Source organism: Streptomyces sp. NPDC048590 (genome assembly GCF_043199535.1).
GTDB lineage: Bacteria > Actinomycetota > Actinomycetes > Streptomycetales > Streptomycetaceae > Streptomyces.
Genome location: NZ_JBICWC010000005.1, coordinates 505,532 through 526,318 on the forward strand (window position 1 = coordinate 505,532; position 20,787 = coordinate 526,318).

The 20,787-nt window shown below is 71.4% G+C and carries 18 protein-coding genes and 1 tRNA gene; 15 read left to right on the forward strand and 4 right to left on the reverse strand.

The window, feature by feature from the left end; genetic code table 11:
• Positions 1 to 15 precede the first annotated feature (15 nt).
• From ACGFNN_RS18130 to ACGFNN_RS18165, 8 genes are read left to right on the forward strand one after another with little or no spacing between them, the layout of a single operon-like run.
• Positions 16 to 1,134: an inositol-3-phosphate synthase gene (locus tag ACGFNN_RS18130; protein ID WP_393556943.1), complete on the forward strand. Its 1,119-nt coding sequence runs from the start codon at positions 16 to 18 to the stop codon at positions 1,132 to 1,134.
• A gap of 23 nt (positions 1,135 to 1,157) precedes the next feature.
• A complete protein-coding gene (locus ACGFNN_RS18135) occupies positions 1,158 to 2,192 on the forward strand; it encodes an SCO3242 family prenyltransferase (protein WP_393557094.1) in 1,035 nt (344 codons plus the stop codon).
• On the forward strand, positions 2,189 to 3,052 hold the full coding sequence (locus tag ACGFNN_RS18140; protein WP_393556945.1) for a sugar phosphate isomerase/epimerase family protein: 864 nt from the start codon (positions 2,189 to 2,191) through the stop codon (positions 3,050 to 3,052). The genes ACGFNN_RS18135 and ACGFNN_RS18140 overlap by 4 nt, the downstream gene beginning before the upstream one ends.
• Positions 3,046 to 3,669, forward strand: coding sequence for an EboA domain-containing protein (locus ACGFNN_RS18145; RefSeq protein ID WP_393556947.1), 624 nt, complete (start codon positions 3,046 to 3,048; stop codon positions 3,667 to 3,669). The genes ACGFNN_RS18140 and ACGFNN_RS18145 overlap by 7 nt, the downstream gene beginning before the upstream one ends.
• Positions 3,669 to 4,517 carry a TatD family hydrolase gene (locus ACGFNN_RS18150; RefSeq protein ID WP_393556949.1) on the forward strand — a complete coding sequence of 283 codons (849 nt, stop codon included), beginning with the start codon at positions 3,669 to 3,671 and terminating at the stop codon, positions 4,515 to 4,517. The genes ACGFNN_RS18145 and ACGFNN_RS18150 overlap by 1 nt, the downstream gene beginning before the upstream one ends.
• A gap of 1 nt (position 4,518) precedes the next feature.
• Positions 4,519 to 5,694 carry a metabolite traffic protein EboE gene (gene eboE / locus ACGFNN_RS18155; protein WP_393556951.1) on the forward strand — a complete coding sequence of 392 codons (1,176 nt, stop codon included), beginning with the start codon at positions 4,519 to 4,521 and terminating at the stop codon, positions 5,692 to 5,694.
• On the forward strand, positions 5,691 to 7,088 hold the full coding sequence (locus ACGFNN_RS18160) for an alkaline phosphatase family protein (protein WP_393556953.1): 1,398 nt from the start codon (positions 5,691 to 5,693) through the stop codon (positions 7,086 to 7,088). The genes eboE and ACGFNN_RS18160 overlap by 4 nt, the downstream gene beginning before the upstream one ends.
• Positions 7,089 to 7,129: 41 nt before the next feature.
• The gene (locus ACGFNN_RS18165) at positions 7,130 to 8,200 is read left to right on the forward strand and encodes a sugar phosphate isomerase/epimerase family protein (protein ID WP_393556955.1); all 1,071 of its coding nucleotides are present in this window, start codon (positions 7,130 to 7,132) and stop codon (positions 8,198 to 8,200) included.
• 23 nt (positions 8,201 to 8,223) lie between these two features.
• On the opposite strand, the gene ACGFNN_RS18170 is transcribed toward ACGFNN_RS18165, so the two are convergent.
• Positions 8,224 to 9,525 (reverse strand): DUF2254 domain-containing protein, encoded by a 1,302-nt coding sequence (locus ACGFNN_RS18170; protein WP_393556957.1) that lies wholly within the window; start codon positions 9,523 to 9,525, stop codon positions 8,224 to 8,226.
• Positions 9,526 to 9,707: 182 nt separating this feature from the next.
• Here ACGFNN_RS18170 and ACGFNN_RS18175 point away from each other — a divergent pair.
• Positions 9,708 to 9,795: transfer RNA gene (locus ACGFNN_RS18175), tRNA-Leu, on the forward strand.
• A gap of 55 nt (positions 9,796 to 9,850) precedes the next feature.
• On the opposite strand, the gene ACGFNN_RS18180 is transcribed toward ACGFNN_RS18175, so the two are convergent.
• Entirely contained in the window at positions 9,851 to 11,614 is a 1,764-nt protein-coding gene (locus ACGFNN_RS18180) for a hypothetical protein (protein WP_393556959.1), read from the reverse strand.
• A 283-nt stretch (positions 11,615 to 11,897) separates the two neighbouring features.
• Here ACGFNN_RS18180 and ACGFNN_RS18185 point away from each other — a divergent pair, with 283 nt between their 5' ends.
• The 6 genes from ACGFNN_RS18185 (at position 11,898) to ACGFNN_RS18210 (ending at position 18,475) form a co-directional block, all read left to right on the forward strand.
• Positions 11,898 to 12,914, forward strand: a complete 1,017-nt coding sequence (locus tag ACGFNN_RS18185) for a LacI family DNA-binding transcriptional regulator (protein WP_393556961.1) — start codon at positions 11,898 to 11,900, stop codon at positions 12,912 to 12,914.
• Positions 12,911 to 14,506 carry a sugar ABC transporter ATP-binding protein gene (locus ACGFNN_RS18190; protein ID WP_393556963.1) on the forward strand — a complete coding sequence of 532 codons (1,596 nt, stop codon included), beginning with the start codon at positions 12,911 to 12,913 and terminating at the stop codon, positions 14,504 to 14,506. Before ACGFNN_RS18185 ends, ACGFNN_RS18190 begins: the two co-directional genes overlap by 4 nt.
• Positions 14,496 to 16,460 (forward strand): substrate-binding domain-containing protein, encoded by a 1,965-nt coding sequence (locus tag ACGFNN_RS18195; RefSeq protein ID WP_393556965.1) that lies wholly within the window; start codon positions 14,496 to 14,498, stop codon positions 16,458 to 16,460. Before ACGFNN_RS18190 ends, ACGFNN_RS18195 begins: the two co-directional genes overlap by 11 nt.
• 21 nt (positions 16,461 to 16,481) lie before the next feature.
• The gene (locus tag ACGFNN_RS18200; protein WP_393556966.1) at positions 16,482 to 17,420 is read left to right on the forward strand and encodes a ribokinase; all 939 of its coding nucleotides are present in this window, start codon (positions 16,482 to 16,484) and stop codon (positions 17,418 to 17,420) included.
• Positions 17,417 to 17,806, forward strand: coding sequence for a D-ribose pyranase (rbsD, locus tag ACGFNN_RS18205; RefSeq protein ID WP_393556968.1), 390 nt, complete (start codon positions 17,417 to 17,419; stop codon positions 17,804 to 17,806). Before ACGFNN_RS18200 ends, rbsD begins: the two co-directional genes overlap by 4 nt.
• A gap of 234 nt (positions 17,807 to 18,040) precedes the next feature.
• Positions 18,041 to 18,475 (forward strand): VOC family protein, encoded by a 435-nt coding sequence (locus ACGFNN_RS18210; RefSeq protein ID WP_393557096.1) that lies wholly within the window; start codon positions 18,041 to 18,043, stop codon positions 18,473 to 18,475.
• Between the two features lie 6 nt (positions 18,476 to 18,481).
• Here ACGFNN_RS18210 and ACGFNN_RS18215 read toward each other — a convergent pair whose 3' ends face one another.
• Complete coding sequence (locus ACGFNN_RS18215) at positions 18,482 to 19,285, reverse strand: N-formylglutamate amidohydrolase (protein WP_393556970.1); 804 nt, start codon at positions 19,283 to 19,285, stop codon at positions 18,482 to 18,484.
• A 119-nt stretch (positions 19,286 to 19,404) separates the two neighbouring features.
• Entirely contained in the window at positions 19,405 to 20,283 is an 879-nt protein-coding gene (locus ACGFNN_RS18220; RefSeq protein WP_393556972.1) for a septum formation family protein, read from the reverse strand.
• Between the last annotated feature and the right edge of the window lie 504 nt (positions 20,284 to 20,787).

Here is a 20,787-nt window from a genome sequence, read left to right on the forward strand (position 1 = left end):
CCAGGGAGGCAGCCCGTGACCGCACTTGCCGTCCGTACCGGAATCTGGTTCATCGGAGCACGCGGCTCCGTGGCCACCACCGCCACCGCGGGGTGCGCGGCCATCGCGGCCGGGCTCCACCCACCGACCGGCATGGTCACCGAGACTCCACCCTTCAGCGGCGCCGGACTGCCACCGCTGACCTCCCTCGTCCTCGGCGGCCACGACACCGTCGACTGCCCCCTGCCGAAGCGGGCCGAGGCACTCGCGGCAGCGGGAGTGCTTCCGCACGGACTGCCATCGGCCGTGCAGGCCGAACTCGCCGCCGTGGACGAGGAGATACGACCGGGCGGACCGCTTCCCGGTGACACCCGCACGGACGAGGAGCTCATCACCGCCTTCGCCGCGGACATCGAGGACTTCACCCACCGTCACCGACTCGCGCGCACCGTCGTCATCAACGTCGCCTCGACCGAACCTGCGCCCGGGGAGAGCGACTCACGGCTCCCTGCGAGCTCCCTCTACGCGGCCGCCGCGCTGCGCGCCGGCTGCGCCTACGCCAACTTCACCCCGTCCACAGGCCTACGCAGCCCCAGCCTCAGGGAAGACGTCGAATCCTGCGCGCTGCCGTACGCCGGACGCGACGGCAAGACGGGCCAGACACTGCTCCGCTCCGTACTCGCACCGATGTTCGTCCAGCGGGCGCTGCCGGTCAGGGCCTGGTCCGGCACCAACCTGCTGGGCGGAGGCGACGGAGCGGCCCTCGCCGACCCGGCCGCCGCGGCCGCGAAGAACGCGGGCAAGGAGCGGGTACTCGCCGACACCCTCGGGGCAGCCCCTGAGGGCGAGGTCCACATCGACGACGTACCGGCGATGGGGGACTGGAAGACCGCATGGGACCACATCGCCTTCGACGGGTTCCTCGGCTCACGGATGATCCTCCAGACCATCTGGCAGGGATGTGACTCGGCCCTCGCAGCCCCCCTGGTCCTCGACCTGGCCAGGCTTCTGGCCCGCTCCCACGAGGCCGGACTCACCGGCCCGCGCCCCGAACTCGGCTTCTACTTCAAGGACCCGGACGGCGGGCCCGCCGCACTTTCCGAGCAGTACGCGGAACTGCTCGCCTTCGCCGAACGCCTGCGGGCCGCCCGGTGAGGCCTCTGGTGTCTGTCCGGCGGATGTTCGCGGGCCCACGGCCGGCCGGGGCCCTGACGGCCCATGCCCCGGCCCCCTCAGCCGGTCTGTCCGGTGCGGGCGGGACTGCGCCCGCACCGGACAGGCCCCTCGGACGAGTCCGCGCCTGGGCGGAACTGCTCAGGGTCTCCGCCCTCTTCACCGTGCCGGGCGACGCGCTCGCCGGTGCCGCGGCCGCGGGGCGTGGACCCGGCCGCGGCACCCTGCTCGCGGTCGGCGCCTCCCTGTGCCTCTACGAGGCGGGCATGGCCCTCAACGACTGGGCCGACCGGGAGGAGGACGCCGTCGACCGCCCCCACCGCCCCATCCCCTCGGGCCGCGTCGCACCGGGCGCGGCCCTGGCCGCCGCGGGCGTGCTGACCGCCGCCGGACTGGCCCTCGCCGCGAGGGCCGGCCGCCCCGCCCTCGCCGTCGCCTCAGCACTGGCGGCCACCGTCTGGGCCTACGACCTGCGCCTCAAGCACACCGGACTGGGTCCGGCGGCCATGGCCTCCGCACGCGCCCTCGACGTACTGCTCGGTGCCACGGCCACCGGTCCGGCACCAGCGGAGGCACGAGGGCACGACGCCCCGGTGACCACCGGCGCGACCGCACTGCCCGCCGCCCTCGTCCTCGGCGCGCACACCTACGCCGTCACCGCCGTCTCCCGGCACGAGGCGCAGGGGGGCTCCACCACCGCACCCCTCGCGGCCCTGGCCGGTGTCACCGCGCTGAGCGCCGCCGTGCTGCGCCGCGGGCCGTCGCAGGAGACGGACGGACACCGCCCGAGCGCGGCGTCCCGGCTGCTGCTGTCCGCCCTCACCGGGAGCTATCTCCGCACCACGGGCGTACCCCTCCTCCACGCCGCGCTCAACCCCTCCCCACCCCTCACCCAACGCGCCGTCGGAGCCGGAATCCGGGCCATGATCCCGCTGCAGGCGGCACTCGCCGGCAGATCCGGGACGCCGCTGAGCGCACTCGCCGTCTCCGGACTCGTCCCACTGGCCCGCGCCCTCGCACGGAAGGTGAGCCCCACATGACCCTCCGCCTCGGATACGGCACCAACGGTCTGACCGACCTCAGGATCGACGACGCCCTCGGTCTCCTCGCCGACCTCGGATACGACGGGGTCGGCCTGACCCTCGACCACATGCATCTCGACCCGCTCGCCGACGACCTGCCCGCCCGCACCCGCCGACTGGCCCGCAGGCTCACCGCCCTCGGACTGGGGGTCACCGTCGAGACCGGCGCACGTTACGTCCTCGACCCACGGCGCAAGCACGGCCCCTCGCTCCTGGACCCCGACCCGGACGGCCGCGCTGCCCGCGTCGGCCTCCTCCTGACAGCCGTCGAGGTGGCCGCCGAACTCGGCGCCCACGCCGTGCACTGCTTCAGCGGCATCCTCCCGCCCGGTACCACCCCGGACACCGCATGGAACCGGCTGACGGACGCGCTCGCCCCGGTCCTGGACGCCTGCCACCGTGCGGGCATCCCCCTCGCCATCGAACCGGAACCGGGACACCTACTCGCCGCCCTCGCCGACTTCCACCACCTGCGCACCCTCCTCGGAGACCCGGAACCCCTCGGACTCACCCTCGACATCGGCCACTGCCGGTGCCTGGAACCGGCGTCTCCCTCCGACTGCGTGAAGGAGGCCGGCCCCTGGCTGCGCCACGTCCAGATCGAGGACATGCGCCGCGGGGTCCACGAACACCTGCCCTTCGGCGACGGCGAGATCGACTTCCCACCGGTGCTCGAAGCGCTCGACGCCACCGGCTACACCGGCCTCACCGTCGTCGAACTGCCCCGCCACTCCCACGCCGGCCCCGAACTCGCCCGCAGCTCCATCGACTTCCTGCGAAGGGCCTCCGGCGCGGTGAACGGAGCCGCACCGTGCTGACCGACCGCAAGGAGCTCGACGACCGGCTCCGGGGCTCCGCGAGAGCCTGGCTCGACGAAGCGCTCGCCGAGGCGGCACACGCCGCCGCCCACCCCGAGGCGAACACCGGGAACCCGCCCTGGGAACTGCGCTTCGCCTCGGCCGGACGCCACTGCGGGCCCGAGAACGCCGACTCCGTGAGGGTCCTGCTGCTCATCGAGGCCGCGGCCGGGCTGCCCGCAGTGACCCGGCTCTACGGACAGGGGACCGCCGCCGAGCGCCGTGCCGTACTGCTCGCCCTGCACCGGCTCGAACTCGGCGCCTCCGCACTGCCGCTCGTCGAGGACGCCCTTCGCACCAACGACACCAGGCTGGTGGCCGCGGCGGTCGGGCCCTACGGGTCCGCACACCTCGACGCGCACGGCTGGCGGCACGCCGTCCTCAAATGCCTCTTCACCGAGGTGCCCGTGGAAGCCCTCGACCGCCTGGCCGAGCGCGCCGGAGGTGACGTCGAACTCGCCCGCATGCTGCGTGACTTCGCGGCAGAGCGCACCGCGGCGGGACGTGACGTACCCGCCGGCCTGCCGACCGTACTCGCCCTCACGGCCCCGGCTTCCGCCCCCACGGAGGACTCCTGATGCGTATCTTCGACCCCCACATCCACATGACCTCCCGCACCACGGACGACTACCGGGCGATGTACGAGGCCGGGGTCCGGGCCCTGGTCGAACCCTCCTTCTGGCTCGGCCAGCCCCGCACGTCGCCCGACAGCTTCTACGACTACTTCGACGCGCTGCTGGGCTGGGAGCCCTTCCGCGCCTCCCAGTACGGCATCGCCCACCACTGCACCATCGCCCTCAACCCCAAGGAGGCGAACGACCCCCGCTGCGCTGCCGTCCTGGACGCCCTGCCCCGCTACCTCGTCAAGGACTCCGTGGTCGCCGTCGGTGAGATCGGCTACGACTCGATGACCCCGGCCGAGGACCTCGCGCTGGCCGCCCAGCTCCAACTCGCCGCCGAGCACCAGCTCCCCGCGCTCGTCCACACCCCGCACCGTGACAAGCTCGCCGGCCTGCGACGCACCATCGACGTGGTCCGCGAATCCGCCCTCGCCCCGGAACTGGTCCTGCTGGACCACCTCAACGAGACGACCGTGCGGACGGCACTCGACAGCGGCTGCTGGGCGGGATTCTCCATCTATCCGGACACCAAGATGGACGAGGACCGCATGGTCACCATCCTGCGCGACCACGGAACCGACCGGATCCTCGTCAACTCGGCCGCGGACTGGGGCAGGAGCGACCCGCTGAAGACCCGGGCCGTCGCCGACGCCATGCTGAAGGCCGGGTTCGACGAGGACGACGTGGACAAGGTGCTCTGGCGCAATCCCGTCGCCTTCTACGGGCAGAGCGGCCGCCTCCAGCTCGACGCCGCCTCCAACGGCCAGCTCCACGAGGGCAATTCCATCCTCCGCGGCGGGGAATGACATGCGCTTCCGTCACCCCGACGGCTCCACCGTCCACCTCGCCTACTGCACCAACGTCCACCCCGCGGAGACCCTCGAAGGAGTACGCGCCCAGCTGCGGGACCACTGCGAGCCCGTACGCCGGCGACTCGGCCGGGACCGCCTCGGCATCGGACTCTGGCTCGCCAGGAAGGCCGCCAGGGCACTGACCGACGACCCCGCCGCACAACGGGCACTGCGCGCCGAACTGGAGGGCCGCGGCCTCGAGGTCGTCACCCTCAACGGCTTCCCCTACGAAGGCTTCGGCGACCAGGAGGTCAAGTACCGGGTGTACACACCGGACTGGACCGCGCCCGAGCGACTGGCCCACACCACCGACCTGGCCAGACTCCTCGCCGCGCTGCTCCCCGACGACGTCACCGGCGGCACGATCTCCACCCTGCCGATCGCCTGGCGCACCCCCTACGACGGGGACCCCACAGCCGCCGCCACCGCGCGGAACGCCCTCACCGCCCTCGCACAGCGGCTCGACGCCCTGCACGAACTCACCGGCAAATCCATCAGGATCGGACTGGAACCCGAACCGGGCTGCACCGTGGAGACCACTGCGGACGCCATCGCCTCCCTCACCGCGATCGCCCACGACCGGATCGGGATCTGCGTCGACACCTGCCACCTCGCAACCTCCTTCGAGGACCCGGACACCGCGCTCGACGCCCTGGCCGCCGCCCGCGTGCCCGTCGCCAAGTCCCAGCTCTCCGCCGCCCTGCACGCGGAACACCCCCACCTGCCTGAGGTGCGCGCAGCGCTGGGCGCGTTCGCCGAACCCCGCTTCCTGCACCAGACGCGCACCCTCACGGCCTCGGGCCTCCGCGGGACCGACGACCTCGGTGAGGCGGTGTCCGGCGGGTCGCTCCCGGACAGCACACCCTGGCGCTCCCACTTCCACGTACCGCTCCACGCGCCGCCCGCACCACCGCTCACCTCCACGCTGCCCGTGCTCCAGCGGGTACTGGCCCGGCTCGTGGGCGGCCCCGTGCCCCTCACCCGGCACCTCGAGGTCGAGACCTACACCTGGCAGGCGCTTCCTCCCGAGCTCCGGCCACGCACCCGAACCCAGCTCGCCGACGGCATCGCCGCCGAACTCACCCTCGCCCGCGACCTCCTCGTCGACCTCGGACTGAAGGAGCTCCCTTGACCGACCCCGACACCGACCCCGCCCCGCGCCCCACCCCGCTCCTCGTCCTGGACGTCGTCGGCCTCACCCCCCAACTGCTCACTCACATGCCCCGCCTTCGTGCCATGGCAGGCTCGAAGGCGCCCCTGAGCACCGTCCTCCCCGCGGTCACCTGCGCCGCCCAGTCCACCTTCCTGACCGGTACGGCCCCCTCGGAACACGGGATCGTCGCCAACGGCTGGTACTTCCGCGAACTCGGGGACGTACTCCTGTGGCGCCAGCACAACGGCCTCGTCGAGGGCGACAAACTCTGGGACGCCGCCCGGCGCGCCCACCCCGGCTACACCGTCGCCAACATCTGCTGGTGGTACGCGATGGGAGCCGACACCGACTGGACGGTCACCCCACGCCCCGTCTACTACGCCGACGGCCGCAAGGAACCCGACTGCTACACGCGCCCCCCGGCCCTGCACGACGAGCTCACCGGGAAACTCGGTACCTTTCCCCTCTTCCACTTCTGGGGCCCCGGCGCCGACCTCGTCTCCTCGCAGTGGATCATCGACGCCACCCGCCACATCATGGCCACCCGCGCCCCCGACCTCGCCCTTTGCTACCTGCCGCACCTCGACTACGATCTCCAGCGCTTCGGCCCCGACGACCCACGGTCCCATCGGGCCGCCGCCGACCTGGACCGCGCGATGGCGCCGCTGCTGGACGACGCACGCTCGCAGGGACGCACCGTCGTCGCCCTCTCCGAGTACGGCATCACCCGCGTCGACCGGCCGGTCGACATCAACCGCGCCCTTCGGCGCGCCGGCCTGCTCGAGGTCCACACCCAGGACGGCATGGAGTACCTCGACCCGATGGCCTCGCGTGCCTTCGCCGTCGCCGACCACCAGCTCGCCCACGTCTACGTACGCCGGCCGGAGGACCTCGAAGTGACCCGGGAGGCCCTCGCGGACCTGCCCGGCATCGCGGAGCTCCTCGACGACGAGGGCAAGAAGGCCCATCACCTGGACCACCCGCGTTCCGGCGAACTGGTTGCGGTGGCGGAGAAGGACGCCTGGTTCACGTACTACTACTGGCTCGACGACGACCGGGCGCCCGACTTCGCGCAGCTCGTCGAGATCCACCGCAAACCGGGCTACGACCCGGTGGAGCTCTTCATGGACCCCCAGGACCCCTATGTGCGGGTCAAGGCCGCGTCGGCGGTCGCCCGCAAGAAGCTGGGGATGCGCTACCGCATGGCGGTCGTCCCACTCGACCCCTCGCCCATCCGCGGCAGCCACGGCCGCCTCCCGACGAGCGAGGACGAGGGCCCGCTCATCCTCTGTTCCGCCCCCGACGCCTTCGACGGCCGGGTCCAGGCCACCGAAGTGAAGTCACTGCTTCTCCGGCTCGCCGGACTGCACTGACGCCCCGCACCGCCCGCACCTTCACTAGGAGATGTCTGATCATGAGCCGCACCCCGAAGGACCCCGAGCTCGCACGCAGACTGAGCCGCCGCAACATCCTGGGCGTCGCCGCCGGAGCCACGGCGGCGACCCTGCTCAGCGGCGCGGCCGCGCAGGCCTCCGGCCCTGGCAACGGCCACGGCCACGGCCACGGCCATGGCGACGGCCACGGGAAGGGCCGCCCGGTCCTGCCCACCGGCCGGCTCGGAATCCAGCTCTACAGCCTCCGCGACAAGGTCTCCACGCTCGGATTCGCCCCGGTGTTCGCCGAACTCGAGGAGTACGGCTACGACGAGATCGAGTTCGCCGGATACACCCAGGGCTCGGCCGGCGCCATCACCCTGGCCCAGCTCAAGAAGCTCGCCCGGGACCACGGCCTGAACCCCATTGGCAGCCACGTCGGCTACTACGACGACAACAACCCCGACGCGTACACCTTCGCGCAGAACCTCGACAAGGTCCTCGACGACGCCGCTGCCCTCGGCCTCAAGCACATCGGTACCGCCTCCGGCCCCTTCCGCTACGGCTCCACGGTGGACGGCTGGAAGAGGGCCGCCGAGGACTTCAACACCTACGGTGCGGAGGCCCGCAAGCGGGGCATGAAGTTCTACCAGCACAACCATGCCGAGGAGTTCTCCTTCGCGACCGACCAGCCGAAGGTCCGCCTCTACGACGTCCTGCTCGCCGAGACCGACCCCGACCTGGTCTATCTGGAGATGGACATCTACTGGGCGTTCTGCGCGCAGTTCCGCTTCGGCAAGCGGGCGGACGGCACCCCGGCGCCGTTCAACCCCATCGACTACGTGCTCAAGCAGCCCCACCGCTACCCGCTCTTCCACGTCAAGGACGGCACCCGTAACGACGCCGCCCGCGACGGTTACGACATGACGGACGTCGGCGACGGCGACATCGACTACAAGAACTTCCTGAACCGGGTCACCACCCGCACCCGCCAGGGCCGCACCTACCACCACTGGCAGACCGAGCACGACAACCCGGTCGAGTCCTTCGCCTTCGCACGCAAGTCCAGCGAGCACCTCCACTCCCTCCGCACGGGCCGCTGCGGAGACTGACCCGCACCGTCGCGCCCGGACCGTCAGCCGATCCCCTGACGGTCCGGGCGCAGCGCGAACACCCGCCCGGCGGCCTCGGGCACCGTGCGCTCCACCGCCTCCACCAGGAGGGCGCGATGCCTGCGCAGAGGCCGCCCGCGTTCCTCGGGCGCGAGTACCAGAAGATCGTCCAGCGCGGCGACGAGCCGTCGTGAGACCTGCGGGCTCCCCGCCGCGCACCGGCGGATCTCCTCGAACGAGAGGTCCACCAGATCCGTCCACCCCGGCGCCTCCAGCACGAGACGTACCTGTCCGGCCCGGTCACGGTGGTGCACCGGGCCGAGCGGCAGCCGTACCGCGACCGACAGGAGCTGCACCATCCGGTCCACGCACTGCACCGCGGTCGTCGGATCGTTCACAGCGGGCGACAGGGCGCGCAGCGCGATGTCCGACAACTGCCGCAGGCCGAACGCCGGATCCTGATGCAGGGTGCGCTCCACCCCCACCACAGCGGCGCGCCTCAGCGCCCGCGAGGGCGCAGCGGAACCCCCGTGCACGGTCAGCAGCGGTGTACCCGGCACCACGAAGTCCCCGACGCGGGGCACCAGCCGCAGTACGACGCCCCGCCGGCGGGCCTCCCGCACCAGCGGTCCCACCCTGACGCCGCGCAGCACCCCCGCCCGCCCGCGGTGCTCGACGTGCGCCGTCACCGGCCCCGGGGACAGCGCGCCCGCGGGCGTGTCGGGCTGCCGCTCCAGCTCCCGCAGCGACTCCCGTGCGATGTGGTCCAGGACGGGCCCCACCTGCATGAGCCGCAGGGTCGAGGAGACGTAGGCCACGAAGAGGAGAAGGCTCAGGCCCACCAGTACGAGGGTCACCAGGCTCTGCAGCAGCGGCACCGACGTCACCCGCCGGGGATCCGGGTCGCCCCCGCCCTCGTACGAGGTCAGCACCAGCAGCGAGAAGGTGAACGTAGCGAGGAACACCGTCAGCGTCAGCTTGCTGATCCTGCTGCGCACGAAGATCCGCACCACGCGCGGGGTGAGCTGGCCGCTCGCCATCTGCACGGCGACCAGGGAGATGCTGAACACGACACCGATGAAGGTCATCATCGCCGAGCTGACCGTGGTGACGAGCGTCCTGGTGTCCTCGGCGAGCGAGAGCAGATCCCCGAGCTCCTCGTAGGCTCCTTCCTCCTGGAGGTAGGAGACGATCATGGTGTCCACCTCGGACAGGCCCAGCCAGGCCACGACGCTGGCCACCAGCCCCGCCGCCGGCACGAACCAGAAGCTGTCGCGCAGGTCCTCCCGCAGCCGCCCTCCGCCGCGCTCCCTCTTGCCACTCATGCCCGCGAAGGTAGCCCGGAAGCACACGCGGTACGCGGCACGCCACGGAACGTGATGTCGCGTCGTCGACGGGGCGCCGCACCCCACTGACCATCGGAAACGCAGGTGAGAGACGGTCCGAACCCCTGGTATTGTTTCTCTTGTCGCCGCGGGGGGAACGCCCCGTGAACGACAGACACCTTGTCCGGGTGGCGGAATGGCAGACGCGCTAGCTTGAGGTGCTAGTGCCCTTTATCGGGCGTGGGGGTTCAAGTCCCCCCTCGGACACCACACGAAGGAACCCCAGCGGATTCGCTGGGGTTCCTCGCGTTTCACGCCAGAGGTCTCACCCCATGGGCTGGGTGCACTTCGTCGTCGTGCCGTCGCTCAGGCAGGCGCGTACGTAACGCCCGTCCGTCGCCTTCATCAGGTCCGCGTCGGCGACTTCGGTGTACGTTCCGCCGGGCTGCTTGTCCTCCAGCCAGGCTGTCACCCCCGCGCTGTCCGAGTGGGCCCAGGCGTAGAAGTCCGTGGCCGACCAGTCCGGCCGGCCACCGGCCAGGGTGACCCGGGCGCCGTTCGGCAGAGAGGCCGTTGCCCAGTCCGTCCGCTGTGAGCCCCAGGTGGGGACCGAGGCCGGCGCCACGTCCTGGCAGAGCGTGACGGGGGCGCACGGCCCCACCGTCCCCTGCACGGATTCCTGGTAGATGGTGTTGTCCTGCTGGGTGACGAACGCCCACTTCTGGCCGTCCACGACCAAACCGGCGATCTTCTCGTCGGAGAGCGGGTCGATCGCGACCATCGTCGTGGTGCCGGAGGCGGTGAGGGTGGCGCCGGGTACCGGTTCGGGGCCGGTCCGGTGGGAGTCCGGTCCGTCGGCCTTGTGTGTCATGAGCGTGGCCGACACACCGGGACGGCCCGGTGGCAGCTCCGCCTCGCCCCAGTAGTACATGTGGTACGGGTCCCAGGCCGGGCGGCCCTGGTGGATCTTGAGCCTGCCGCCGAGATAGATGCTGGCGTCCTCCACGACGTCACCGTCGTAGAGGGGCATCCACTCGGTGACGCTCGCGGGATCGATCCCCGAGCACGGCAGTGTCGCGCACGGTGCCTGGGGTGACGGTGTGGCCGGATAGTCGTTGTCCGCGGTGCACTTGGCCCCGGTGGAGTCGCTGACGCAGGCTCGCAGCTCGGGCGACCAGGAGAAGGCCCGGGTCGAACCCGTGGTGGTGCGACTGGCTCCCGGACGGGTGAACTCGGAGTACACCTGGCCCCAGCGGCCCTGCCCCTGCCAGGCCTCCAGCCAGAACCTGCCGCCCGCGGGCAGCACACCCTCCGCCCAGTTCAGATGCGTGCCCTGCTTCAGATTCCCCCGCACGCTCTGCACGGAGGCCCCGGAGGGCAGTTCGACCCGCCGGTAGGAGGTGCGGTCGACGTAGCTCCAGTCCGACGCGGGAACGGCGCCCGGATCGGCGACCTCCGGGCACCAGGCCTCGCACGGCCCGGCCGGGACGACGGTCGCCGCGTACTGGTCGAGGCAGCCCCGCTCCACGCCGTCCGTGGCACAGGCGCCGTTGGCGAACGCGCCGCGGGCCGGTGCGACGGCCAGATACAGGAACATGCCGGTGGTGCCGGTGGTGTCGCGGTGGGCGCGCGGGTGCTGGACGGAGTTGATGGTCTTGATGCCGTCGCCCCAGTCGTCCGTGGCGCGCAGCCACAGCCGGCCCTTCTCCACCCCGGATCCGAACTGCACCTCGGCCCAGGTGTAGGGCCGGCCGGAGTCCCAGGCGGGAGTGCCCGTGTATTGGATGATCTTGGTGCCCGAGGCCAGGGTCGTCTGCTTCAGGACCTTTGGCGCGCCGCCGGACTTCCATGTGGTCACCTGCCCCGGGTCCGCGCCCTCGCACGGGGTCTGCGGGCAGGGCGCCGTCTCTGCCGTGGCCGCGGCGGGCGCGGCCTGCGCCGAGGGGGCCGTCAGGAGCGCGGCGCCGACCGCGGCCACGGCCAGTACGGCGCAGCGGGACCACCACGGCGGCCGGTTCCGTCTGTTCCCCCGGCCGCGTTCCTCCGGTCCGCGCCTGCGCGCGGTGCGTCTCGCCGACCCGCTGTCCATCGCACCTCCAGTGCCTCGTGTTGCTGCTTCGGCGGCTCCGAGCCCGGGGAGATGGAAACGGCGGGCGCTCTCCCGGCCGTCTCGGCGTTGTCTCCGCAGACGAATTACGGCCAGGAGTGGGTGGGCCGCCAAGAAGAGGTGTGCGTCACAATTCCGCCATTCGCTGTGCCCAGACCCTTGTTTCCAGCCGTGTAATCGATTTCAATCCTGCGTGTAATCGATTCCACGGCTCAAAAGCCACTGGTCTCGAGGCTCACGGAAACCACAAGGAGGTGGTCCGGAAGTGGCGAGCATCAAGGATGTCGCGGCCCAGGCGGGAGTCTCCGTCGCCACGGTCTCCCGCGTACTCAACAGCCATCCCTCCGTCAGCCCGGACGCGCGCAGACGCGTCCTCGCCGCCGTCGAGGCCCTCGGCTACCGGCCCAATGCCGTCGCCCGGTCACTGCGCACCGACCAGACGCGCACGCTCGGCCTCGTCATCAGTGACGTGCTCAACCCGTACTTCACCGCGCTGGCCCGCTCCGTCGAGGAGGAGGCGCGTGCGCTGGGCTACAGCGTGATCATCGGCAACGCCGATGAACGGCCCGAGCAGCAGGACGACCACGTGCGTACGCTCCTGGACCGCAGGATCGACGGGCTGCTGGTCTCACCCGCCGACGGGGAGTCGCCGCTGCTGCTCGACGTCGCCCGCACCGGCACCCCGATGGTCTTCGTCGACCGCTGGGTGCCCGGCGTGGACGTGCCCGTCGTACGCGCGGACGGTCACCGGGCCATCCAGGACCTGGTCGCCCACCTGTACGCGCTCGGCCGCCGCAGGCTGGCGATCATCGCGGGACCGGCGGCCACCACCACGGGCAACGAGCGTGTCGAGGCCTTCCGTGAGGCGATGCGCGGCCACGGGCTCGTCCTGCCCGACACCTACATCGGGCAGGGGGACTTCCAGGCCGACAGCGGCCGCAGGGCCACCGAGCACTTCCTGTCGCTGCCCGAGCCCCCCGAGATCGTCTTCGCCGCCGACAACCTCATGGCACTCGGAGCCCTCGACGCCATCCGCGCACGCGGCCTGCGCGTCCCCGAGGACATCGGCATCGCGGCGTTCGACGACATCCCCTGGTTCGTCCACACCGGTCCGCCGATCACCGCGATCGCACAGCCGACGGGCGAACTCGGCCGTGCGGCCGTACGCGCCCTGGTCGACATCGTCGAGGGGCGCCCCCCACAGTCCGTCACCCTGCCCGCCCGCCTCGTCGTACGCAGCTCCTGCGGCGAGCGCACCACCACCCCAGGGAGCAACGAGTGAGTCAATCGGTCGAGTTGCTGCGCATCGAGGGCGTACGCAAGACCTTCCCCGGCGTGGTCGCCCTGGACAGCGTCGACTTCGACCTGCGCAGCGGCGAGGTGCACGTACTGCTCGGGGAGAACGGCGCGGGCAAGAGCACGCTCATCAAGATGCTCTCCGGCGCCTACCGACCCGACGCGGGCCGGATCTTCGCCGGCGGGCAGGAGGTGCGGATCAACGGGGCGCAGGACGCCGAGAAGCTGAAGATCGCCACGATCTACCAGGAGTTCAACCTGGTGCCCGACCTGACGGTCGCGGAGAACATCTTCCTCGGCCGCCAGCCGCGCCGGCTGGGCATGATCGACCGGCGGCGCATGGAGGCGGACGCGGAGGTGCTGCTGCGGCGAGTAGGCCTCCACGTCTCCCCACGGGCGCGCGTCCGTGAACTGGGCATCGCACGGCTGCAGATGGTCGAGATCGCGAAGGCGCTCAGCCTGGACGCCCGAGTGCTGATCATGGACGAACCGACCGCCGTCCTGACCACCGAGGAGGTCGACAAGCTCTTCGGTATCGTCCGGAACCTGCGTGCGGACGGCGTCGGCGTGGTCTTCATCACCCACCACCTCGACGAGATCGCCGCCCTCGGCGACCGTGTGACCGTCCTGCGCGACGGTCGGAGCATCGACCAGGTACCCGCCTCGACACCCGAGGCGGAGCTCGTCCAGCTCATGGTGGGACGCAGCATCGAGCAGCAGTACCCACGTGAACGCCCGCACCCGGGGGAGCCGTTGCTCTCCGTCAGAGGACTCACCAAGGACGGCGTGTTCCACGACATCAGCTTCGACGTGCGGGCCGGTGAGGTCGTCGGCCTCGCGGGTCTCGTCGGAGCGGGCCGCACCGAGGTCGCCAGGGCCGTGTTCGGCGCCGACCCCTACGACGCGGGCACCGTCGACGTACGGGGTGAGCGGCTGGGCAAGCACGACGTGACCGCCGCGATGCGCGCCGGGATCGGACTCGTCCCCGAGGACCGTAAGGGCCAGGGCCTGGTGCTCGACGCCTCCGTGCAGGAGAACCTCGGTCTGGTGACGCTCCGTTCGGCGACCCGGTCCGGACTGGTCGACGTCAAGGGGCAGCGCGCCGCCGCGGCGCGGATCGCCGAGCAGCTCGGCGTACGCATGTCCGGCCTCGGCCAGCACGTCCGCACCCTGTCGGGCGGCAACCAGCAGAAGGTCGTCATCGGCAAGTGGCTGCTGGCCGACACCCGGGTGCTGATCCTCGACGAGCCGACGCGCGGCATCGACGTCGGAGCCAAGGTCGAGATCTACCAGCTCATCAACGAGCTGACCGCCTCCGGACACGCCGTCCTGATGATCTCCAGCGACCTGCCCGAGGTCCTCGGCATGAGCGACCGCGTCCTCGTCATGGCGCAGGGCCGCATCGCCGGCGAGATACCGGCCCACGAAGCGACCCAGGACGCCGTGATGGCACTCGCCGTCAGCAACGGCCCCGGAACACCCGCACCCGGCGATAGCGCCGCGCGCACCGGCAAGACCCAGCACGCCCAGAACACCCAGCACACCGAGACCCCGGAGGAGGGCCCCCGTGGCCACTGACACGCACCCGAGCAAGGCAGGCGCGGGCAGCGCCGGACAAGGCCTCCGCCGACTGCTGCTCGACAACGGCGCACTCAGCGCCCTGGTCGTCCTCCTGGTGGCGATGTCGCTGCTCTCCGGCGACTTCCTCACCACGCAGAACCTGCTGAACGTCGGCGTCCAGGCCGCCGTGACCGCGATCCTCGCCTTCGGAGTCACCTTCGTCATCGTCTCCGCGGGCATCGACCTCTCGGTCGGCTCCGTCGCCGCGCTCTCCGCGACCGTGCTCGCCTGGTCGGCGACGTCCGCGGGACTACCGGTCTGGCTGGCGGTCGTCCTCGCCGTGGCCACAGGACTGGCCTGCGGATTCGTCAGCGGTGCCCTCGTCGCGTACGGCAAACTGCCCTCGTTCATCGCGACGTTGGCGATGCTCTCGGTGGCGCGCGGACTCTCCCTGGTCATCTCCCAGGGCCGGCCGATCCCCTTCCCCGACTCCGTCTCCGTGCTCGGTGACACGATCGGCGGCTGGCTTCCGGTCCCCGTCCTCGTGATGATCGCCATGGGCCTGATAGCGGCCCTCGTCCTCGCCCGGACGTACATCGGCCGCTCCATGTACGCCATCGGTGGCAACGAGGAGGCGGCCAGGCTCTCCGGACTGCGCGTCAAGAAGCAGAAACTCGCCATCTACGCCCTGTCCGGCCTCTTCGCCGCCGTGGCCGGCATCGTCCTGGCCTCCCGACTCGTCTCCGCGCAGCCCCAGGCCGCACAGGGATACGAGCTCGACGCGATCGCCGCCGTCGTCATCGGCGGCGCCAGCCTCGCCGGCGGCGTCGGCAAGGCGTCCGGCACCCTGATCGGCGCGCTGATCCTTGCCGTGCTGCGCAACGGCCTCAACCTGCTCTCCGTCTCCGCGTTCTGGCAGCAGGTCGTGATCGGCGTCGTCATCGCCCTCGCGGTGCTGCTGGACACACTGCGCCGCAAGGCCGGTTCGGGCGCGTCCGCCGGCGGTGCGTCCGCCGCACCGGGGGCGCCCGGAGGGGGCCGCAGGGGCGCGGTGCAGGCAGGCATCGCGCTGGTCTGCGTGGCCGCCGTCATCGCTGCCGTGACCTACTTCAAGTCCGGTTCCACCGCGGCGGGACCCACCAAGGTGGGCATGTCGCTCTCCACCCTGAACAACCCCTTCTTCGTCCAGATGAAGGAGGGCGCCCAGCAGGAGGCGGACGAGGCGGGAGTCGACCTCACCGTCACCGACGCCCAGAACGACGCGTCCCAGCAGGCCAACCAGCTGGAGAACTTCACCAGTTCGGGTGTGGACTCGGTCATCGTCAACCCGGTCGACTCCGACGCGGTCGGCCCCGCCGTCCGCGGTGCCGACAAGGCCGGTATCCCGGTGATCGCCGCGGACCGCGGAGTCAACAAGGCGGAGACGGCCACTCTCGTCGCCTCCGACAACGTCGCGGGCGGCAAGCTCGCCGCGAAGACGCTCGCCGACCGGCTCGGCGGCAAGGGCAGCATCATCGTCCTGCAGGGCACCGCGGGAACCTCGGCCAGCCGTGAGCGCGGGGCGGGCTTCGCCGCCGGCATCAAGGCCTACCCCGGCATCAAGATCGTCGCGACCCAGCCGGCCGACTTCGACCGGACCAAGGGCCTGGACGTCATGACCAACCTGCTCCAGTCCCACCCCGGCGTCAACGGCGTGTTCGCCGAGAACGACGAGATGGCGCTCGGCGCGGTCAAGGCCCTGGGCGGCAAGGCCGGAAAGTCCGTCCCGGTCGTCGGCTTCGACGGAACCCCGGACGGGCTCACCGCCGTCGAGGCGGGCACGCTGTACGCCTCCGTGGCACAGCAGCCCGAGGAGCTGGGCAGGGTCGCCGTGCGCAACGCGCTCCGGGCGGCCGACGGCAAGAAGGTCGACAGCACCGTGAAGGTGCCGGTCAAGGTCGTCACCCGGCAGAACGTCGCCGACTTCTCCTGATCACGGAAAGGAACTGACCAGATGCTCGGGAACGAAGGGTCCGCGTCCGCCGACTCCTCCCGGTACGACCTCCTGGTCGTGGGATCGGCCAACGCCGACCTGGTCGTCGGTGTCGAACGCCGGCCAGGACCGGGGGAGACGGTCCTAGGATCGGACCTCGTGGTCCACCCCGGCGGCAAGGGCGCCAACCAGGCGGTCGCCGCCGCCCGCCTCGGCGCCCGTACGGCGCTGCTGGCCCGCGTCGGCGACGACGCCCACGGGCGTCTGCTGCGCGCCTCGCAGCAGGAAGCCGGAGTCGACACGGGAGGCGTCCTGGCCGGCGGGGCGCCCACCGGGGTCGCCCTCATCACGGTCGACCCGTCCGGTGACAACAGCATCGTCGTCTCACCGGGCGCCAACGCCCACCTGACGCCGCAGGACATCCGGTCCGCGGGTGCGCTGTTCGCCTCTGCCCGCGTCGTCTCCGTACAGCTGGAGATCCCGCTGGAGACCGTGGCGGAGACGGCGCGCGCCGTTCGGCCGGGCGCGCGCCTGGTGCTCAACCCGTCTCCGCCGGCGCCGCTTCCCGAGGAGGTGCTCGCCGCCTGCGACCCCTTGGTGGTCAACGAGCACGAGGCGCGTTCCATCCTCGGGGAAGGCGCGGGCAGCACCCCTGAGGCATGGGCACGGCAGCTCGTCGCGCTCGGCCCCCGATCGGTGGTGATCACCCTCGGCGCGCGGGGCGCGCTGGTCTGCGACACGCGCGGCGGCGAAGCCGTCACCGTGGCGAGTCCGCGCGTGGACGCGGTGGACACCACCGGCGCGGGCGACGCGTTCACGGCCGCCCTCGCCTGGCGCCTCGGCCTGGGCGACGACCTCGCCACGGCCGCCGGGTTCGCCGTGCGGGTCGGCGCGGCGGCCGTCACCCGGCAGGGCGCGCAGGCATCCTTCCCCACCCGTGAGGAGGTGGCGGCGCTGTGAAGAAATCCGGAATCCTGAACCGCCGTCTCGCGGGTGCCCTGGCCGAACTCGGCCACGGGGACGGTGTGCTGGTCTGTGACGTCGGCATGCCGGTCCCGGCGGGGCCCCGGGTGGTCGACCTGGCATTCAGGGCGGGCACCCCCTCCTTCGCCGAGGTCCTGGAGGGCTTGCTCGAGGAACTGGTCGTGGAAGGCGCGACTGCGGCCGAAGAGGTGTGCGAGGCCAACCCGGAGACGGCCCGTCTCCTGGCCGACAGGTTGCCCGAGCTCGCACACGTGTCCCACGAGGAGCTCAAGACGCTCTCGACCACGGCGCGTCTGGTGGTCCGTACAGGAGAGGCACGCCCCTACGCCAACGTCCTGCTGCGGTGCGGGGTCTTCTTCTGACGGCGACCACACCGGTGGTGGTCCTGCTGACAGGCACCCCGGACGGGGAGGCCGCCCGGTAGGATCGCCACCGTGACTGCCGGGTCGGCCATGGGCCATGGACGAGAGCGGCGCCCGGCTGCCGAGTGAGCCCGAGGCGGGCGCGAGGCCCGCCGCCATGTCGTGTTCCCCTGCCAGGCGCCCGTACGAGGCGCCCTGTCCCAGCAGAATCGACGACATGGAGACATGACACAGATGTCAGGAACACGGGAGCGGTACGCACACACGGACGAGCGGGGCGTCGATGTCGTCCAACTGGACCACCACGCCGTGTACGCCAGGGACCGCCGGCTCTCGGCCGAGTTCATCGCCACCGTCCTCGGACTGGAGGTCGGCTCCCCCTTCGGGCCCTTCCTGCCCGTCGACCTCGGGAACGGCGTCACCCTCGACTACTACGAACTGCGGGACGAACCGGTGCAGTCGCAGCACTACGCCTTTCTCGTCCCCGACGCGCAGTTCGACGCCATGACCGCCCGCCTCGATGCGCTCGGAGTCACGTACTACGCCGACCCACGGCACACCGAACCGGGGCGGATCAACCGGCTCTTCGGCGGACGCGGCGCGTACTTCGAGGACCCGGACGGCCACAACATGGAGATCATGACCCGGCCCTACGCGCGCCCCCGGTAGTCCGGGTCACTCGTCGGTCAGCCCGTCCACCAGGGCTGCCAGCGCCGAAGCCAGCATGCCGAGCCCGGGGCCCGCGGGGCCGCCGGGCTCGGTCATGTACAGATCGCGCCGGATCTCGATCATCAGAGCGCTGACCCGCGCGTCCTTTCCGTAATGCTTCAGCGGCACGTAGGTGCCGGGGAAGGGGCTGTTGAGCTCGGTGCCGCCGAAGCGGGCGAACTCCGCCTCCGCCCGGGCCAGTAGCCCGGGAGGGGTGTGGAACCCGTCCGTGCCCAGGCAGACAGGAGGGCGCGGCCCCGTGCCGTGCAGTTCGTAGGGGAGGGCAGCCGACGGATAGGAGTGGACGTCGATGACGACCGCGCGCCCTGTGGCGGCGAGCCGCTCGTCCACGGCCGCGGTCATCGCCCGGGCGTACGGGTGGAACCAGCGGTCGAGCAGCGGCTGGGGATCCGCCCCCGGCGGACGCAGCGGCTCTCGGAGGGTGGTGCGGGTGTAGACCGCTCCCATACCGACGGCCAGCATCTCCTCCCGGTCGTCGGGGAACCGCTCGGGATCGACGACCAGCCGGGAGAGGCCGTTGACGAACCGCCAGGGCGTCGACGCGCAGGCGGTCGACGCCCTGGCGGCCAGGTCGGCCGTGTGCGAGTCCGTGATCCGGTCGAGCTCGGACTCCAGAGCCTCGTCGTCCAGCAGGATGCCCTCACGTACGTCGTGGGGCACGGTCCGCGACGAGTGCGGGACGTGCAGCAGGACGGGCGAACCGGCCGCTCCCGGTACAAGCCCGAAGGGTGCGGGGTGGCTGGGGTTCACCGGCTGCTCCTCGTCTGCTCGAACCCGCGGTGTCCCGCCGGGCCTTCGGCCGGCAGGCTACCGCCGGCGCGCCCGGCCGTGCGGGACGGTCGGGCGCGCCGGATCGTGCGGCGGGCGGGTCAGCCGGCCCAGACCTCGGCGTCGTCGGCCGGGACGGTGGTGGCGAGCTTCAGCTCCTTGCGCGCCTCGACGGTCTTGCTCGGGTCGATGCCCGTGAACGCCATGTCGTACGCGATGTAGAAGTCGTCCGTGCTGCCCGCGGAGGCGGCGTCCTCCCAGGCCTTGGCGGCATCGCCGAGCTTCTCGCGGAGCTTGGAGGTCTCCGGCTGGTTCACCGTCTTCAGGTTCGTCAGGTGCGAGTTCAGAGCCGTGGAGACGGCCTTGGCCTGCTTCTTGTAGGCGGCCAGGTCGTCCTCGGGCTGCTCCGCCTCCGGCTGGTTGGCCCACAGGGCGTCGTAGACGGCGTTCGCGCCCTTCAGGTAGGCCTGCTGGTCGGCGTTGAGCGAGGCGTTCTTGAGCGAGCCCGAGAAGGTGCCTGACTCCTTGGCGTAGGTGCAGCTCACGGCGCGGTCGCCGGTCGCCCAGCTCTCCTTCGTCGGGTAGTAGTAGAAGAGCCCGACACCCTCCGGCACCGCCCACGTGTCGGAGATGAACTTCCCCGACTCGACCGGGCAGCGCTTGTCGGCGATCTTGGACGCCCCTTCGTCGCCGGGGTACGCGGACTCCCCTTCGATCTTGAAGTCGCCGACGACCTGGCCCGCGTGGGCCTCCCCGCAGGGCACGACCTCGACGCTGACCTCCTCGGTGTCGGTGACCCCGTTGTTCGGGTTGTAGCAGTCACCCGTGTCGAGGGAGAAGACCGAACGCTGGCGTACGACCTTCTTGGCGCCGGCCTTGGCGCTGTCGATGGCGTCGGAGCAGCCCACCGCGCCGATGGCGAGCAGGGCTACGGCGGCGGATATGCCGCGGGCTGAGCGAGACGTGACACCGAGAAACATGACGTGGGCATCCTCAAACGGAAGGAGGTGTGAACAGGTGTGGGCATCGTATGGCATGGATGTGACAGTTCTGTACCCAGGGGATTCTCGGCCCGTTCCAGGCTCTGCGACCGGATCCGGTGCCGTTTCGTTACGAAGTTGTGCATGGACAAAAAGCTTGTGAACCCAGTCAACGACTGGCATTCTGTTGGAGCACGGTGAAGGCCGGTGAGTCATCCGGCCGTGCCCGGTGCGGGATCGAAGGCATGCCCGGCAGTGGGTGTGGCCGACGGGAGGGCATCGGGCATGTCAGCGGGCTCGGCCTCCCACGCGTGTGGTCGGGCCGTAGGGCAGGGCCTGGACGGCCGAGGCGCGCCCTGCGCCGCTCCTCGACTTGCCGCCGAGCGCACTGTCCTGAACCACCGCTCTCTCAAAAACCGTTGCCGTCCAGTCGTTCTCGATCCCCGACCGGGAGCACTCTTGAGCACCCTTCAGGCGGTGGCACCTGCGGCCTCGACGGCGGGC